Below are 15,755 nucleotides of genomic sequence, written 5' to 3' on the forward strand. Positions count from 1 at the left end.
TTTTTATGATAACTAGTCTGATCAGTGCCTTGCAGGCTGATGGCCAGCCTCCCCAGGGTAGAAAAAAATGTCAGGATAACTACAATAACCGTTTGTTTTTGATGACTTGATGGCCGCCATGTCTGCGTTAGATCCGGTATTTGATACCTCATTTCATAGCCGCCTGCTGCATCCCAAATGGTGGGGCAGCTGGTGTGCGCTGGGCCTGCTTTCCCTGCTGGCATTTACCCCCGCGAGACTGAGGGATCGCTTTGCCGATCTGGTCTCTCCAACCCTGCTGCGTTTTTCGAAAAAGCAGGCCTATATCGCCGATACCAACCTCAAGATCTGCTTTCCCGAGCTGGATGCCGCCGCACGGCAGGCGCTGCTGCTCAAATCGATCCGGGTCGGGCTCAAGACCTTTATGGGCTTTGGCGAGCTCAGCTGGCGCAGCAAGGCACGGCTGACCCGCCGCATCAAGGTCACCGGCTGGGAGCATGTGCAAGCGGAGCAGGCTGCGGGCCGCCCGGTGATCCTGGTGGTGCCTCATACCTGGGCGGTCGACATGATTGGCCGCTACTTCTCCATGATGGGCATCGAGATGTGCACCATGATGAAGAGCCCGAAAGATCAGGTGTTCGACTGGTACATCAACCGCGAGCGGGCCAAAGGGGGCAAGGTCTATGAGCGCAGCGCCGGGATCAAACCGGCGATCAAGTCGATCCGCGCCGGTGCCAGTTTTTTTTACCTGCCAGATCAGGACCACGGCCGCGAGGCGAGCGTGTTTGTTCCCTTTTTTGGTCGCCCCAAGGCAACCCTGCCCGCGCTGCCCAAGCTGGTGAAGCTGACTGGTGCCAGAGCCGTGCCCATCTTCGCTAGCTATGACGAGGATGAGGGACGCTATCTGCTGGAGATTGAGCCGCCGTTTGACCCTTATCCCACCGCCGATCTGCTGGCAGACGTCAATGCCATGAACCGGGTGGTGGAGATGCAGGTGGCGCGCCATCCCGAGCAGTACATGTGGTTTCTCAAGATCTTCGAAACCCTGGAGCACCAGGAGGGGGATGACGGCCTCTATGAAGCGGGGATCCAGCGCATTCGTCAGGGCTTGCCGCCTGAACCTTGAAAGTTGGCCCGCTTGCGGGCCATTTTTGTTGGCACAGGCGCCTTTCGTATTTGGTCTGCTGATGGTGGTTTTTAAGGCGAACGGGTGGACAAAAACAGCGCAAACAGGGGATAACAGGGTGTCTTATGAAAGGGAGAGGCAGGTGAGCGTGCGCGGAGCTATCTTCGAGAGCGGAAATAGGGTAAAAGGGCGGCCATGAAAATTCCAAATCGAATCCAACCTCTGGTTGATGACGGCCTAGTCGATGAGGTCGTCAGCCGGTTGATGAGCGGCAAAGAGGCCGACGTCTATGTGGTGCGCTGCGGCGACGAGATCCGCTGCGCCAAAGTTTATAAAGAGGCGTCCAAGCGCAGCTTCAAGCAGGCCGTGGTCTATCAGGAGGGGCGCAAGGTGCGTAACAGCCGCAGCGCCCGCGCCATGGAGAAGGGCTCCAAGTACGGCCGCAAACAGCATGAAGAGGTGTGGCAGAACACCGAGGTCGACGCCCTGTTCAAGCTGGCGGCGGCCGGTGTGCGGGTGCCGCAGCCCTATGTCTGCCTCGATGGTGTCCTCTTGATGGAACTTATCACCGATGAGGATGGCAATGTCGCGCCGCGCCTCAACGATGTGGCACTCACCCCTGAGCAAGCGGTCATCGATCACCACAAGGTGATCCGATATGTGGTGCGCATGCTCTGCGCCGGTCTTATCCACGGCGATCTCTCCGAGTTCAATGTGCTGGTGGATGAACAGGGCCCTGTCATCATCGACCTGCCCCAGGTGGTGGATGCCGCCGCCAACAACCAGGCCAAGGCGATGCTGGAGCGGGACGTCAACAACATGCGCAACTACTACGGTATGTATGCCCCCGAGCTGCTCAAGACCCGTTATGCCCAGGAGATGTGGGCGCTGTTTGAAGATGGCAAACTCACCCCCGATAGCGAGCTGACCGGTCACTTTGAAGAGAGCCGCGCCGCCATCGATCTCGATTCGGTGCTGCAGGAGATCGAGAGCGCCGAGGAGGAGGCCTATGCCCGTCAGGCCCGGATGAAGGCGGAGCAGGAAGACAGCTACTAACGGTCTTGCCACGTTCGCAAAAAGAGCGCCTTCGGGGCGCTCTTTTTATTACTGCCACGGCTATGGTCGGCTGGGGCAGTGGGCTAGCTGATACATCTCCAGCCAGTTGCGATCCCCCGGATGGAAGCGCCGCCCCAGCAACACACCACCGGCGGCTGTAATCACCTTGCGGGAAGCCAGATTGTCTTGGTCACAGCAGATCAGCACCGGCGCTGCCAGTACCTGTTGTTGCACCCAGCGCAGCAGCACGGTCGCGGCCCCTTCGCCACGGCGAGAGGGGCGGGTTTCGTAACCGATATGACCCAGCCACTGGCGGGTTGCCTCATTGTCACCGTGACGCAGTCGCAGGGTGGCGATGATCTCCTCGCCATCGAGGGCAAAATAGGTGGTGGTCGGCAGGTATCCACTGGGCAAGTTGCACCCTTTGGCGTGATCCAGCAGGCTCTGTAGCCAGCCGTCCGGGTCAAATTGCGCCACCTGATAGAGCGGCTGTCTGTCCTCGGCGCATTCGGTGACATAGCGCCGGTAAGCCGGGGCATCTGCCAGCCTGGCCGGTCGGCACTGCAGAGCGAGCACTGCGCTCATGACAGGAGCGCGCAGGGCTGCAGCGGTTGCGGTTCGCTGTGGTGGGGTTCCAGCACGCAGGCCCGTTGCCTTCCAGCCTGTTTGGCGGCGTAAAGAGCCTGATCCGCTCGCAGGTAGGCCGCTTCAAATCCCTCGTCAGGGTGCAGCGAGGTGAGGCCGATGCTGAGGCTGATGGGGCCACCAGCCAGCGCCCGGGTCGCCTCGGCGATCTGCTGTTGCAGGCTGTGACAGTAGTCGGGCAGGGTCTGCGGGTCCGCCATCAGCAGCAGGGCCAGCTCATCGCCGCCAAGCCGACCGGCCATTCCCTCGGCAGGCAGGGTATTGGCGATCACCCGACCCACGGCCCGCAGCATGGCATCACCGGCGGGGTGACCGTGGCGGTCGTTGATCTGTTTGAAGTTGTCCAGATCGATCAGCAGCAGCTGGGCGGGGCTTGTCACCTCGCGGGCGCGCAGGGTCACCTGGCGTTCGAAATAGTGGCGGCTGAAGAGGCCGGTCAGCTCATCCTGATTGGCGCGCCGCTCCAGCTTGCGCTGGGTGGTCAGCAGGGCTTGCTGCTGGCGGGTGTGGACCAGGCTCAGCAGCAGATAACTGCGGGCGATGGTAAAGAGCAGGCTGAGCAGGATCACAGGCCCGAGCAGCGGGTCGGTGAAGGAGTTGGCCGCCAGCTCCGGTTGCCAGAGGTGTTTGGCGATCCGCAGCAGTTGCAACAGCAGTTGCAGGCCGAGCAGCAGAATGGCAAAGCGCAGCACCCGATAGACGGGGGCCAGCCGCTGGTAGCGCCAGAGCTGCCAGATAAGCAGCGCAATCTGCAGCGAGAGCACGCCGGAGAGCACGATGATCCGGCTGTGCACATCAAAGAGGGGTTGCTGCAGGGCGGTCAGGGCAAACAAAACGAAACCGCCGAGGGTAACGGCGGGCAGCAGCCAGCCCAGTTGGTCGGCTTCACGGCGAAAGAAGTGGCGCATACCCCGTTCATAGAGCAGGGTGGTCGACATCAACAGCAGGTTGGTGCAGAGAATATTGGCAAGGGATGCATTTCCCTCAAGGGGGCGCAGCAGCAGGCAGCAAAAAGCCCCCGCGATAACCAGTTCCCCCGCTGACCAGTAGATCAATGCCCTGATCTGGCGATGGGTGTGCCACATGGCGGCGAAAATGGTGGCGACCCCCACATGTGACAGCGTGACGAACAGCACCAGACTCAACAACTGGGCCGAGGAAAACAGACTTGGCATCAAGGGGCTCTCTGGGAAGTCACCTGTGAACGAACAGGCGATGGGGTATCGCCCGCTGGCAGTGGCCGATCACAACATGAATCCAACCTATTATCAATGGGTTAAATGGCCGAATGTGCTCACCTCCGACTTCTTGCACGATGGCAACTGCTGACTCGATTTATCAGAGCGCAAGAGGGCATTTTATTGTCTTGTCAGTCAATTTCGCTGCGTGAAAGGTGGTTGTGTTGGCGGCAGGGTGAACCCAACCGCCAGACGTTGTGCTAATCGCAGGTTGCAGCAGGCAAGCGCATTACTATGGCCTCCCTGTCCAGATGGGTCAGCAGACGGCGCACGTCGTTGAGGCGGATGATCAGGGTAGCGGTGTTGACCAGCGGATGGCACTGCACCTGTTCGGCCTGCCAGATGGCCTCGTCCACCACCAGCTCTACCGCTTTTTCCCTGTCGCGCACCATGGCGAGCAGGGTCACCGATCCCGGGGTGAGGCCGAGCACCGCATCGAGCCGCTCGGGGGAGCCAAAGCTCAGCCGTTTGACCCCGAGCATGGCTGCCAGCGCCTTGAGGTCGACCCGGTGCTCCTCCGGACTCACCACCAGAAACAGCCGCTCGCTTTTCGGGTCGCGCAAAAAGAGGTTCTTGGTCTTGGCGGCGGGCAGGTCGGGCAGCAACTTGCTCGCCTCCTCACAGGTAAACACCGGGGGATGGTCAAAGCGCTGGTAGGGGATAGCCAGCTGATCCAGCAGGGAATAGATTGCCATAGTGACTCCTTTCGTCGGCGAAGAGTGGTCAGAACGGGATGGGCGGGAATAACGACCGGATCGAGCTTACCAGTTTGACTCCCGCCTCGCAGCCAGCGTGATGATTGCGAGCAGGCACTGTATGAACGTACAATAGTCCCATTCTCGGACAGCCCCTTTACGCTTCATGACTGCAACCCAGCCCACCGTACCCGCCACTCCGCCCCTCGACGGTTTTATCCTGACCCGCCACGGTCGGGACGTGCGCGGTCGCAACGGGCAGCCTGCAACCACCGAAATCGTGATGTGGCTCTGGAGCGCGCAGGGGCCGGTGCGGGTGGTGGTGCCGGGGCAGGAGCCGGTGTTCTTTTTGCCGCAGAGCCACATGGCAGAAGCCGCCGAGCTGTTCAAAGGGGCCGGGGTGAGCGGGCGGTTTCGCCGCCTGCCGATGCACACCTTCGACGGTCGCCCCGTGGTGGGCTGCTATTTCGCTACCCTGAGCGCCTTTCACCGCGCCATCGAGCTGTTGCTCATTCGCGGGCTGGAGCACTTCGAGGCGGATATCCGGCTGCCGGAGCGCTTCCTGATGGAGCGTTTCATCACCGCTGGCGTGCGCTTCGATGGCCGGGCGGTGAAGAAGGGGGGCAAGCAGGGCTACTGGGAGGTGAACGAGGCACGCTGCGCGCCGCAGGCGGTGACACCGACCCTCTCCTGGGTGTCGCTGGATGTGGAGTGCGCCATGGACGGGGCCCTCTTCTCGGTCGGTCTTTATAGTGAGCAGGATGCGCGGGTCATCATGATCGGCACCCCGGAGGCGGATGCCGAGAGCTGGGGCACCCTGGTCCAGTGGGTAGAGGACGAGAGCTCCCTGCTGAGTGCGCTGGAGAGCTGGTTCAGTCTGCATGACCCCGACTTGGTGATTGGCTGGAACGTGGTCAACTTTGACTTTCGCCTGCTGCTACGCCGCGCCGAGCTTAACAAGCGGCGGCTGCGGCTCGGGCGGGGGCGCGAGCTCTGTTTCTGGCGCTCGTCACGGGGCGATCCCCAAACCGGCAACGTCATCATTCCCGGGCGCATGGTGCTCGACGGCATCGATACCCTCAAAAGCGCCACCTGGCAGTTTGCCAGCTACAGCCTGGATGCGGTGGCGAGCGAACTGCTCGGCCGTGGCAAGGATATCGAGGACGTGGCCAATCGGGGGGAGAAGATCACCGAGCTGTTCCACTCCGACAAGGAGGCGCTGGCCCGCTATAACCTGGAAGATTGCAAGCTGGTGTGGGAGATCTTCGACTACTGCCACCTTATCCCCTTTGCCATCGAGCGCGCCTCCCTCACCGGTCTTGAGCTGGACAGGGTAGGGGGCTCGGTGGCGGCCTTTACCAACCTCTATCTGCCGCGGCTGCATCGTGGCGGCTACGTGGCCCCCAATCTGCCGGCCGACGGTGGGTTGGCAAGCCCCGGCGGTTATGTGATGGACTCCAAACCCGGTCTCTATCGCCACGTGCTGGTACTTGATTTCAAGAGCCTCTACCCCAGCATCATCCGCACCTTCTGCATCGACCCCATGGGGCTCATCGAGGGGCTGCAGCATCCCGAGCACGCCATTCCGGGCTTTCGCGGCGCCATGTTCTCCCGCGAGCGGCACTTCTTGCCGGATCTCATCGCTACCTTGTGGGCGGCGCGGGATCGGGCCAAGGCCGCCAGCAACAAGGCGCTCTCCCAGGCCATCAAGATCATCATGAACTCTTTCTACGGCGTGCTGGGGTCGGGGGGCTGCCGTTTCTATGATCCGCGCCTAGCCTCGTCCATTACCCTGCGTGGCCACAGCATCATGCAGCAGACCCGCGAGTGGATTGAAGAGAAGGGGTTCGAGGTGATCTATGGCGACACCGACTCCACCTTTGTTCATCTGGGGCGCGAGACCAGCCCCGATGAGGCGGACGAGATCGGCCAGCGACTGGCTCAAATGATCAACGATAACTGGGCTGCACTGATCAGGCGCGAGTTCGACCTGCCGAGTTATCTCGAGATCCAGTACGAGACCCACTATCGCCGCTTTCTGATGCCCACCATCCGCGGGCTGGAGAAGGGCAGCAAGAAGCGCTATGCCGGTCTGGTTGGCAAGGCCAGTGAGGGGAGTGAACAGCTGGTGTTCAAGGGGCTCGAATCGGTGCGCACCGACTGGACCATGCTGGCCAAGCAGTTTCAGACCCGCCTCTATGAGCTGGTGTTTCACGATGAAGATCCCAGCGGCTATGTGCGCACCATGGTGGATGAGACTCGTGCCGGTCGTCACGACGATCTGCTTATCTATCGCAAACGGCTGCGCCAGAAGCTCGAGGAGTATCAGAAGAATGTACCGCCCCATGTGCGGGCGGCGCGGCTGGCCGATGAGGAGAACCTGCGCCGCGGTCTGCCCCAGCGCTATCAGCATCGGGGCTCCATCGCCTATCTGATGACCCTCAATGGCCCAGAACCGCTGGAGTACCGGCGCAGCGCCATCGATTACGAACACTATATCGACAAGCAGTTGCGACCCATTGCCGACGCCATCCTCCCCTTTATCGGCGAGTCGTTCGACCGGATCTGCGGTCAGCAGCTGGATCTTTTCTGATTGCTGCAAGTTGGCACTTTACTTCCCATGAACACTGGATAAAAATACAGTTATAAATCATGGAGAAGTTTCCTATGCGTCTTGAAATCATCATCGACAGAAAACATCATATCCCGACCTCGACCATGGAGGCGCTGCGTCAGGAGCTGCTCAAGCAGCTTGGCGAAAAATTCCCCGACATCCATGTGCGGGTCGCGCCGGGCAGTGCCATGGCCCTGACCGTTAGCCGTGCCAGCAAGGAAGACAAAGAGCTGGCCGAAGCCATGGTGCAGGAGGTGTGGGAGAACGCCGAGAGCTGGATGCCGGAAGAGAACGTCGCCTCCTGATCCCGCACTGTCAGTGGATAACTCGGGCGTTGGATAAATGGGCGGCGGATAAACAGGCATGCCCGCTAATGCACTGCTGATACCCATACAACGAAAAACGCAGCCAGGTGGCTGCGTTTTTTGTGGGTGGTGAGAGTCTCGCGGTGGTTTTTCTAGCTTTGGGTTGAGCTTGGCCCGTTACAACCCCGCCCAGCTTTTCAGGCTCTGCTGCTGCACCCGGCGATTGGCTTCGCGGATCTCCCCTTTGGCGCGCAGGTCCTTGATTGCGAGCGGCAGGGCTGCACGTACCTCGTCGCTGCTCATCCCGGCCTTGAGGGCAGGGTGATAGGCCATCTTGAGCAGCACATAGTCCAGCCCAGTCAAAAAGCTGTCGATGCTGTTGTCATTGAAGATGGAGGGAAACACCTTGTCCGAGTCGTTGGGCAGCCCCATCACCTGGGTGAACTCCTCCACCACGCAGTCGAGAAAACGCCCCTTGGCCCGGCTGTAGTCTACCGGAATGATGATGGTGGCACGGCTGATCTCGTGTTTCGCATTGGTTGCGAAGTTGGCAAGGCAGAGCCCCTCCTTGAGCGCCATCTTGACCGATGGGTCCCCCCCCATGGTGCGGTTGGCCCAGCTCTTCATCTTGCTGTAGTCGGTCATGATCAGGGTGAGGTTGGGCTTTGCGGCCACCATGCTGATGGAGTGGCCGGTGATGCGGGCCAGATGGGCCGCCTGAACCTTCACCACGTCGGCCTGTAGCGGCTTGTCACCCGACTCGTTGATAAGCTGCAGCCGGATCGGCTGCTGCCAGCGGGCGAAACGGGTCTGCCTGGCTTCGCCATACTCCCGCTCCATGGCGATGGCCATAAAGCTCTCGACCAGATAGCTATCGCTCTGCCAGCGCTCATCGGCCCGGGCGCTGTGGCCTGCGAGCAGAAGCAGCAGGGCCAGCAACCTGCGTGACGTGAAGCGGGGACGAGCAGTACGGTTCACGTTAGCCAATACCAAAGTGGCAATAAAGCGCGTGGCACTAAAGGGGGTGGCGGCAAATGACATGTTTCCTCCCTGAAACGGTTGTCAGCCTAGCGGTTGGCCTTGTCGATATCGCGCCAGGTGAGCCAGAGCCTGAGATCAAACTCCAGTTGATGATAGTCGGGCTCCATGTGCTGGCAGAGCTGGTAGAAGCTCTTGTTGTGATCCTTCTCTTTGATATGGGCCAGCTCGTGCACCACGATCATTTTCAGAAACGGGGGCGGTGCCTCCTTGAACAGGGCGGCGATGCGGATCTCGTTCTTGGCCTTGAGCTTGCTGCCCTGCACCCGGCTGACGTAGGTGTGCAGGCCGAGGGCATCCTTGATCACGTTGATCTTGCCATCGAACACCACCTTTGACAGGGGCGCCGAGCTCTTGAGGTAGCGGTTCTTCAGCTCCATGGTGTAGGCGAGCAACGCCTTGTCGCTCTGGATCTGGTGGCTCTCCGGATAGCGTTTGGCCAGCATCTCCCCCAGCTTGCCCGCCGCAATCAGCTGCTGTACCTGTGCCTTGAGGGGGTCGGGATAGCCGCCCAGATAAGTCAGTTCCGCCATGGTGTCACTCGTTACATCAAAAAGAGCGTCATTGTAGTTATCTCGGGCGGGCTTGCCTACTGCTGGCCGTCGCTGCAAGGGGCTTTGGCGCAAGAAAAAGGGCGGCCATTGCAACAATGGCCGCCCTGCGGGGCGTATTGACGATCAGCGTCGGCGATAGAGACCCGGATCCACCTCTTCGTAGTGGCTAGTCAGGTATTGATAGAAGGCGAGATGGGAAGGCGAGCTCGGTTTTTTCAGCTCCTCGCTCACCCGATCCGGCTTGGCGATGATGAACTTCGGATTCTGGCGCTGGATATCGGCCAGCACCCGCTCGCGCACGTCATAGGGTGGATTGACGTTGGCAAAGAAGAGATAGGCGGATGCCGGTTGGCGATCGGTCCACAGATAATATTGTGGCTGGATGCCATCGACCCAGATCTTGTCGCTCGGGCTGGTCTCGGCCTTGATGCGATCGACCCTTACCTGCGCCGCCGGATTGAAGGGGCGACCCTTGAGGGTGCCTTCCCAGGCGTTGTTGATCATCAGCAGCAGCATGGCCAGCGTCGCCAGCCAGGGGGTGGCACTGCGCACATCCCAGGCGCGCCAGAGGGGGATGAGGATCAGCACCGGCAGCGCCCACAGCAGGCTGGTGCCGAGCACCTCGTTGACCCGCTCGAGGGACCACTCCTTGGTGCTCCAGCCAAAGGCGAGTTGCTGGGCCAGCAGCCAGCTGGCGGTGAGCACCACCAGCGAGATGCAGAGCAGGCCGATGGCATCTGCCTGCTGTTCGCTGCGATCCAGCAATACTGCCAGCGGCAGCACCGCCAGTTGCAGATAGAGCACGTCGTAGTGATCGAACACATGGCCGGAGACCGAGTTGGCGATCAGGGTGAACAGCACCCCAAACAGGGTCGCCAGCAAGGCGGGCAGATACCACTCCTGACGGCGGCTCAGCATCAGAATGATGAAGGCGGGCAGCAGCATCACAAGGCCGGTGCGCAGCAGGCCAACGGCGCCCACCATGGGAGAGAAGCCATTGCCGTAGCTCCCTTCGAAGAAGATGTCGAAGGCGTAGTATTTGAAGGCCGCCAGCAGATCATGCTGCTGGAAGTAGGCGTAAAGCGGGCCGCCAATCAGCGCCAGCCCCAGCAGGCTGGAGATGAGCAGCAGAATGGCGTCACGCCACTTCTCATGCAGACACCAGTGGCAGAACAGCACCAGATACCAGGCCCCCCAGAAGGCGCCGTTGTTGGTGCGCATCCAGGCGACGATGGCGAAGGTGAGTGCCGCCACCAGTGCCGGCCACCAGCGAAATCCCTTGTCCAGCAGCAGGGTAATGAAGGCCCACTGGGCGATGAGGGCGAGGTGGAAGGTCCAGTCCTCGGTCATGTTGCCGTAGTAGTAACGGGTGCCGTAGAGAGCCAGCACCGCCAGCATGGCGCCAAGGCGCGCCTTGAACGAAAGGCCAAGTTGGGCAAAGGCCTGCCAGCTTGCCAGCAGTCCGAGCCAGCAGAGCACCCACTCCAGCGCCCAGATCCCGACAAATCCCCCCATTCCATAGCCCAGCGCGTCGAGAGCGAAGATCATCGGCCCCTTGATGTCGATCATGTCGCGATAGAGCACGCCACCTTCGCTCCACATCTTGCCCATCACCGCGAATAGCGAGGCATCAAAGCCCGGCGCCATGGCGTGGAAGAGCGGGTTGCGCAGACAGAAGAGCAGCGCCAGCAAGGCGGTCAGCAGCACAATGGCTGGCTTGATACCCGGGTTGACGCGAGGGGGAGTGAAACGGATGGAGTGATTCATGAAGTCGCCTGTTCCTGCAGCTGGTCTTGAAAGCGGGCCTATCTTGCCGAGCTAGTGAGTGCGATGCAATGGGGCAGGCCTGTGTGGGGCAAATATTCTCGAAAAAGCCCGGTTCTTGCAGGGAACCGGGCGCTGGCTGCGGCAATATTGGCCGTCAGGGGATGTGGCAAAGCCATTCCCCTTTGCATCAGCCTAGGTACTCAAGCAGGGGCGGCTGCGCTTCCAGTGTCGGCAGGTGACGGGCCCAGCGGATAAAGGCGTCGGCCAGGGTGATGCCGAGCTCCTGATTGTGCTGGGTCAGGGTACGCGCCAGTGCGGTGTAACCCTCCTTGCCGGAGGCGGTATAGGCGCTCGACACTCCGCGATAGACCTGTTCGGCATTGACCGCTTGCCACTGGCCGGGGGCGGCTTCCCACTCCAGTCGGGTGATGCGCTGACCCTTGGGCCGATCGGCCTGATAGGTGAATCGCACCCCTGCGGTGTAGGGGAAGCTGCCGTTGCCATTGCCGACCACGCCGTTGTTGGTGGCGTTGTCGATGGCATTCTCCAGCGCTTCCGCCAACTCGTGACCGTGCACCCGATAGAGGGTGAGGGGAATAGCAAACGGCAGCAGGCGACCGGCGATATCTGCTTCGCTCAGGGGGCCCGGCTCCAGCGAGCAGCGCACGCCGCCAGCGTTGTGCAGGGCAAAGTCCACCTCGCCTACCTGTTCACGGGCGGCGGTCAGCATGGCGCGGGCCACCAGCGGGGCGAGCTGGCTGCCGTGGGGCAGGGTGGCATCCGGCAGCCGCTGATGGGGAAGTGGCGCCGCCAGTCGGGTGACGATGCGCTGGCTCATGGTCTCTATCTCAGGCCGATAGCGTTTGGCCAGATGTTGTTCAAGCTGTGGATCCGGCTCGCAGAAGGTGAGCCCGGCGGGTGTGGTGGAGGCAAATGGCCAGGGCTGCCAGGGGAGCCACTCCAGCTGCCCCTGACTTTGCACGACGCGGCCTGCCTCATCGAAGGTGAGCTCGCAGACACCGAGGCAGAGGGCGCTGTGGCCAGCGTGCAAAATGGCCACCCCGTTGTTCATCAGCGGGTAGGTACCTTCGCTTGGCAGACCCAGCGGCGCGAGATCGCCGAGCAGGCTGTGGGTATGGCCGCCGATGATGAGGCTGAGCTCGGGGAAGCGCTCGGCCAGCAGCTTGTCCTGATCCAGCCCGAGGTGGCTCAGCAGCACGATATGGTGGATCCCTTCGCGCTTGATCTCCCGCAGCACTTTAGTGAGGGTCTCGGCGACCGCGTGGAAACGGGTGTGGGGATCCGGGTTGGCGATGGCAGCCATTTGGGCGAGGGTGATGCCGAGCAGCGCAAAGGGAACCCCGTCGATCACCCGACGATGCCAGGGCTGATGGGCGTCGTAGAGGTGGGGAATATCCCATAGCCCGAGTGGCGTGTCGGCAGGCTCCTGACTGTTGTCCAGATTGGCGGCCAGCACCGGAAAATCGAGCTGGCGCAAGAACTCCACCAACGGGCCGTTGCCCAGATCGAACTCGTGGTTGCCAAGTACCATGGCATCGGGGGCCAGCATGGCGAGCAGGTCGGCGTTGGCGCGCCCTTTGAAGCGGTTGAAATAGAGCGAGCCCTGAAAGGAGTCGCCACCGTGCAGAAACAGAAAACGCTGGCCGGCAGCTGCGGCTTTTGCACGCAGTTGGGTCAGTCGGGTCAGGATCCGGGCATAACCGCCGCACTGGGTGCGCCATTGGCCTTCACCGACAGGGGAGAAGCTCATGGGCGCGCCATCGAAGTGGGAGTGGCAATCACTGAAATGGGCAAGTTGAACCGTAATACTCATCTCGGTCCTCCTTAGGGGGAAAATGAGCACCGAGTCTACTGCAAAGGGGGGGGAGGATACCAGCCCGGCAGGGTGCCGGGCTGGTCAGCGATCAGGCGGGAACCATGATCTGGGTGGCGACGATCACCACCAGCAGGCCGACGGCGACCGGCATACTGGTGCGCTTGACCACTTCGAACGGCGAGAGCTTGCCCATCCCCGCACAGGCGACCACCACCCCGGAGACCGGAGAAATGGTGCGACCCAGGTTGGAGGCTTGCAGCATCGGGATTACCAGATAGGCCGGGTTGATGCCAAGGCTGCTGGCCAGGTTGGGGATCAGCTCCACGAAGGCGTAGAAGGGGGCATTACCCGAACCGGTGGTGAAGGCGGCCAGGGTGGTGATCACCACCAGTGACAGCATCATGATCAGGCCGCCGGAACCGAGATCCTGCGCGTGAGCCAGCAGGGTGTCGATAAAGCCGATGGTCATCAGACCCTGGGCGAAGACACCGGCACCGACCAGCAGCATGACCACACCGGCAAAGGCGTCAGCCATGTTGCGCCAGCAGACCTGCAGACCATCCAGCAGCTCCTTGCCATTGCGGATCCGCACGAGCTCCAGCAGGCTGGCCAACACCATGCACATGACGATGATGGTGACGATATCCAGCTGCGGACCCCATTTACCGTCAAACACCAGCACCCCGATGATGGGGGTAAAGGGCAGGATGGCGTAGAAAGCGGGGGCGGTAGTCACCAGATCACCCGGTGCGACCGGCTCGTTGTGTTCACCGGATTTCTGGTCAAGGTAGCGCTGCCAGAAGAAGTGGGTCACCGCCATGCAGGCGATCGCCACCAGCGAGATGGGCAGGGTCAGCTTGAAGGCAAAATCCAGCAGCGGCATGTTGGCGGCCTGAGCGGCCATCACCACGTCACCGGAGGTCGGTGCCAGAATGATAGCGGCTGGCGAGGCGCACACGGCCGCAGCCGCGCCACGGGAGATCCCCATGTTGACCATCAGTGGGAACAGGGTGGCCATCAACAACACGCCGAGGCCGGTAGCGGAGCTGACCGCCAGCGACATGGCGCAGGCCACCAGATAGGCAGCCACCAGCAGGATATAGGGGGACTTGATGATGCCGAGCGGTTTGCTGGCCAGCTTGACCAGAATGGTGTTGGCACCGATATGGCTCATATAGCCGGCGAAGCCGCACAGCACCATGATCAGCATCCCCAGTCCACCGCCACGGTCATTGAGCAGGAAGCGGACGTATTCGAAGATATCGGTTGCGATATAACCGGTGCTGACCACCTTGCTCGGTAGTACCGGTTTGCCCATCATGGCGGTGATGACCAGCAGCAGCAAGCCGCCGCTCAGCAGCACCCCGGTCGCGGAGTATCCTTTGAAAATGGCACGGCCCACCACCAGGGTGACCAGGGTGCCAACGATGAGTTCCAGCATATGTTGCCTTCTGATTGGATGAGAGTGGAGGGAGTCTATTCCGATAGGGGTAGAGTGGCGACTGGAAACAGGATGTTGTGTGAGCTAAATCAACGTTTAACCCCATGAACAGAATTAAAGAAAGGTAAAGGTACTTTACCCAGCGGGTTTGGCTACCTACCCTTGCCAGCCTTGGTTGTCTTTTGAGGCTTTTATATGGCGATTGGTGATTTTTCAGGCATTAAACGCTCTATTTTCCTGCTTGCGATGCTATTTTCACCTACTTGCGTGTTTGCGGTAACCAATGACGGTTTTCATCAAACCGGTCCTCATCAGGCGGTCGCCATGCGGCGTCTCATGGCTCCTCACTCTTATGGGGTACTGGTGGTTGCCGAGGGGAACAGACCCCGTTTTGCCGCGCTGGCATCCAAAACCACCGAAGCAAACTGCCTGGCCCGTCATGCCATCCGGGTAGATGGGGTCGCGCTGCTGGTCACCCCGAGATTCTATGCCAAAGAGGGAAAACGGGGACTTTGCGAGCTGTGGCTCAATGAGGGGGCAGATCAGGACTTTTTTGCCAACCGCCTTAAAAATGATCATTTTATTCAGATAGATGGTCATGACATCAATGTGAAAAACTATCACCTCGACTGGCAGCGCATCAGCCGTCATGCTCAATAAAAATACAGTTTTGGCCTTGTGCCATACTCTGCTCACGCAACCTGTGAGCGTGCTCTGATTTCTGGGCGCATCATTGTGTTGCGCCGCCTCGTCGTCACACATAGGCTATACCCGTCATCTGTGTGGCGGTGGGGTTCACCAAGGTTGGTACTCCGCCCGTGCAATCAAGGAAGGTAGTCTGGCATGGTCAGCAAGGTTTATGGAGTAGTGGGGGTCGGGTTGTTGCTGTTGCCCCTGATGAGTCAGGCTCAGCCGAGCCGGCCGCAAGTGGTGCCAGAGTCCCGCATCAATGTCCGTTTTTATGAGGTCAATGCAACCAGTCCGGAGCAGCTTGCCCGGGCGATTGCCCAAAGTGCCCCCAAGGTGAATGGCAAGCCCGTACTCGGCAAGGCGAGTTATCAGGTGGACTGGCAGCTGGATACCGAGCAGTTGCCGGGGCGCTGCCAGCTCAACCGGGTGACGGTAACCACCAACGCCACCGTGTTGCTGCCCCGCTGGCGTCAGAGTGCGAACAGTAACGAGCCTGCCCGCCAGCGCTGGGGGCGGCTGCTATCCAGCATGTTTGACTACGAATCCCGCTTCAAGGAGATGGTGCTGCAAGGGGCCAATCAGGTGGGCGGTGCGATTGCGGGATTACCCGGTCATGCAGATTGTCAGGCACTGCGCTATGCCGCGTGGGCAGCAGGTAGTGGCGAGCTGAGCAAGGTCAAGGGACGGCTCGACGGATTCCAGCGTCAGACAGGTTACGGCGAACAGCTCGGGGTGCACTGGCCCAAGTGAGCGCTATCTCAAGACGCAAT

The 15,755-nt window shown here is 60.8% G+C and carries 14 protein-coding genes; 6 read left to right on the top strand and 8 right to left on the bottom strand.

Annotation, left to right across the window (positions count from 1 at the left end):
* The first annotated feature begins 109 nt into the window (after positions 1-109).
* On the top strand, positions 110-1,105 hold the full coding sequence (locus AB5Y67_RS15540; protein ID WP_069555789.1) for a lipid A biosynthesis acyltransferase: 996 nt from the start codon (positions 110-112) through the stop codon (positions 1,103-1,105).
* Positions 1,106-1,300: 195 nt separating this feature from the next.
* A complete protein-coding gene (locus AB5Y67_RS15545) occupies positions 1,301-2,161 on the top strand; it encodes a PA4780 family RIO1-like protein kinase (protein WP_019445814.1) in 861 nt (286 codons plus the stop codon).
* A gap of 60 nt (positions 2,162-2,221) precedes the next feature.
* Here AB5Y67_RS15545 and AB5Y67_RS15550 read toward each other — a convergent pair whose 3' ends face one another.
* From AB5Y67_RS15550 to AB5Y67_RS15560, 3 genes are all read right to left on the bottom strand, one after another.
* Positions 2,222-2,746 carry a GNAT family N-acetyltransferase gene (locus AB5Y67_RS15550; protein ID WP_199428256.1) on the bottom strand — a complete coding sequence of 175 codons (525 nt, stop codon included), beginning with the start codon at positions 2,744-2,746 and terminating at the stop codon, positions 2,222-2,224.
* Entirely contained in the window at positions 2,743-3,981 is a 1,239-nt protein-coding gene (locus tag AB5Y67_RS15555; protein ID WP_064338066.1) for a GGDEF domain-containing protein, read from the bottom strand. The genes AB5Y67_RS15550 and AB5Y67_RS15555 overlap by 4 nt, the downstream gene beginning before the upstream one ends.
* A 263-nt stretch (positions 3,982-4,244) precedes the next feature.
* Positions 4,245-4,739: a prolyl-tRNA synthetase associated domain-containing protein gene (locus tag AB5Y67_RS15560; RefSeq protein WP_064338065.1), complete on the bottom strand. Its 495-nt coding sequence runs from the start codon at positions 4,737-4,739 to the stop codon at positions 4,245-4,247.
* A gap of 166 nt (positions 4,740-4,905) precedes the next feature.
* Between AB5Y67_RS15560 and AB5Y67_RS15565 the strand changes: the two genes are divergently transcribed.
* Positions 4,906-7,332, top strand: a complete 2,427-nt coding sequence (locus AB5Y67_RS15565; protein WP_064338064.1) for a DNA polymerase II — start codon at positions 4,906-4,908, stop codon at positions 7,330-7,332.
* Positions 7,333-7,406: 74 nt separating this feature from the next.
* A complete protein-coding gene (locus tag AB5Y67_RS15570) occupies positions 7,407-7,658 on the top strand; it encodes a DinI family protein (protein WP_064338063.1) in 252 nt (83 codons plus the stop codon).
* Between the two features lie 177 nt (positions 7,659-7,835).
* Here AB5Y67_RS15570 and AB5Y67_RS15575 read toward each other — a convergent pair whose 3' ends face one another.
* The 5 genes from AB5Y67_RS15575 to dcuC form a co-directional block, all read right to left on the bottom strand.
* Positions 7,836-8,699 carry a DUF2927 domain-containing protein gene (locus tag AB5Y67_RS15575; protein ID WP_182962842.1) on the bottom strand — a complete coding sequence of 288 codons (864 nt, stop codon included), beginning with the start codon at positions 8,697-8,699 and terminating at the stop codon, positions 7,836-7,838.
* Between the two features lie 26 nt (positions 8,700-8,725).
* Positions 8,726-9,229 carry a M48 family metallopeptidase gene (locus AB5Y67_RS15580; protein WP_005333421.1) on the bottom strand — a complete coding sequence of 168 codons (504 nt, stop codon included), beginning with the start codon at positions 9,227-9,229 and terminating at the stop codon, positions 8,726-8,728.
* Positions 9,230-9,373: 144 nt separating this feature from the next.
* Entirely contained in the window at positions 9,374-11,017 is a 1,644-nt protein-coding gene (locus AB5Y67_RS15585; protein WP_199428257.1) for a hypothetical protein, read from the bottom strand.
* Positions 11,018-11,204: 187 nt separating this feature from the next.
* Positions 11,205-12,851, bottom strand: a complete 1,647-nt coding sequence (locus AB5Y67_RS15590; RefSeq protein WP_199428258.1) for a bifunctional UDP-sugar hydrolase/5'-nucleotidase — start codon at positions 12,849-12,851, stop codon at positions 11,205-11,207.
* 91 nt (positions 12,852-12,942) lie between these two features.
* Entirely contained in the window at positions 12,943-14,295 is a 1,353-nt protein-coding gene (gene dcuC / locus AB5Y67_RS15595; RefSeq protein ID WP_005336914.1) for an anaerobic C4-dicarboxylate transporter DcuC, read from the bottom strand.
* Between the two features lie 195 nt (positions 14,296-14,490).
* On the opposite strand from dcuC, the gene AB5Y67_RS15600 reads away from it, so the two are divergent.
* Entirely contained in the window at positions 14,491-14,955 is a 465-nt protein-coding gene (locus AB5Y67_RS15600; protein WP_064338059.1) for a hypothetical protein, read from the top strand.
* A gap of 183 nt (positions 14,956-15,138) precedes the next feature.
* Positions 15,139-15,735, top strand: a complete 597-nt coding sequence (locus tag AB5Y67_RS15605; RefSeq protein ID WP_064338058.1) for a DUF922 domain-containing protein — start codon at positions 15,139-15,141, stop codon at positions 15,733-15,735.
* The last annotated feature ends 20 nt before the right edge of the window (positions 15,736-15,755 follow it).

Source organism: Aeromonas sp. s12 (assembly GCF_040907925.1).
In the GTDB taxonomy this organism is placed as follows: domain Bacteria; phylum Pseudomonadota; class Gammaproteobacteria; order Enterobacterales; family Aeromonadaceae; genus Aeromonas; species Aeromonas veronii.

Excerpts from the sequence above, each read along its gene's own strand:
- AB5Y67_RS15540 (WP_069555789.1), top strand. The coding sequence starts at position 110 with ATGGCCGCCATGTCTGCGTTAGATCCGGTATTTGATACCTCATTTCAT.
- AB5Y67_RS15545 (WP_019445814.1), top strand. The coding sequence starts at position 1,301 with ATGAAAATTCCAAATCGAATCCAACCTCTGGTTGATGACGGCCTAGTC.
- AB5Y67_RS15550 (WP_199428256.1), bottom strand. The coding sequence starts at position 2,746 with ATGAGCGCAGTGCTCGCTCTGCAGTGCCGACCGGCCAGGCTGGCAGAT.
- AB5Y67_RS15555 (WP_064338066.1), bottom strand. The coding sequence starts at position 3,981 with ATGCCAAGTCTGTTTTCCTCGGCCCAGTTGTTGAGTCTGGTGCTGTTC.
- AB5Y67_RS15560 (WP_064338065.1), bottom strand. The coding sequence starts at position 4,739 with ATGGCAATCTATTCCCTGCTGGATCAGCTGGCTATCCCCTACCAGCGC.
- AB5Y67_RS15565 (WP_064338064.1), top strand. The coding sequence starts at position 4,906 with ATGACTGCAACCCAGCCCACCGTACCCGCCACTCCGCCCCTCGACGGT.
- AB5Y67_RS15570 (WP_064338063.1), top strand. The coding sequence starts at position 7,407 with ATGCGTCTTGAAATCATCATCGACAGAAAACATCATATCCCGACCTCG.
- AB5Y67_RS15575 (WP_182962842.1), bottom strand. The coding sequence starts at position 8,699 with ATGTCATTTGCCGCCACCCCCTTTAGTGCCACGCGCTTTATTGCCACT.
- AB5Y67_RS15580 (WP_005333421.1), bottom strand. The coding sequence starts at position 9,229 with ATGGCGGAACTGACTTATCTGGGCGGCTATCCCGACCCCCTCAAGGCA.
- AB5Y67_RS15585 (WP_199428257.1), bottom strand. The coding sequence starts at position 11,017 with ATGAATCACTCCATCCGTTTCACTCCCCCTCGCGTCAACCCGGGTATC.
- AB5Y67_RS15590 (WP_199428258.1), bottom strand. The coding sequence starts at position 12,851 with ATGAGTATTACGGTTCAACTTGCCCATTTCAGTGATTGCCACTCCCAC.
- dcuC (WP_005336914.1), bottom strand. The coding sequence starts at position 14,295 with ATGCTGGAACTCATCGTTGGCACCCTGGTCACCCTGGTGGTGGGCCGT.
- AB5Y67_RS15600 (WP_064338059.1), top strand. The coding sequence starts at position 14,491 with ATGGCGATTGGTGATTTTTCAGGCATTAAACGCTCTATTTTCCTGCTT.
- AB5Y67_RS15605 (WP_064338058.1), top strand. The coding sequence starts at position 15,139 with ATGGTCAGCAAGGTTTATGGAGTAGTGGGGGTCGGGTTGTTGCTGTTG.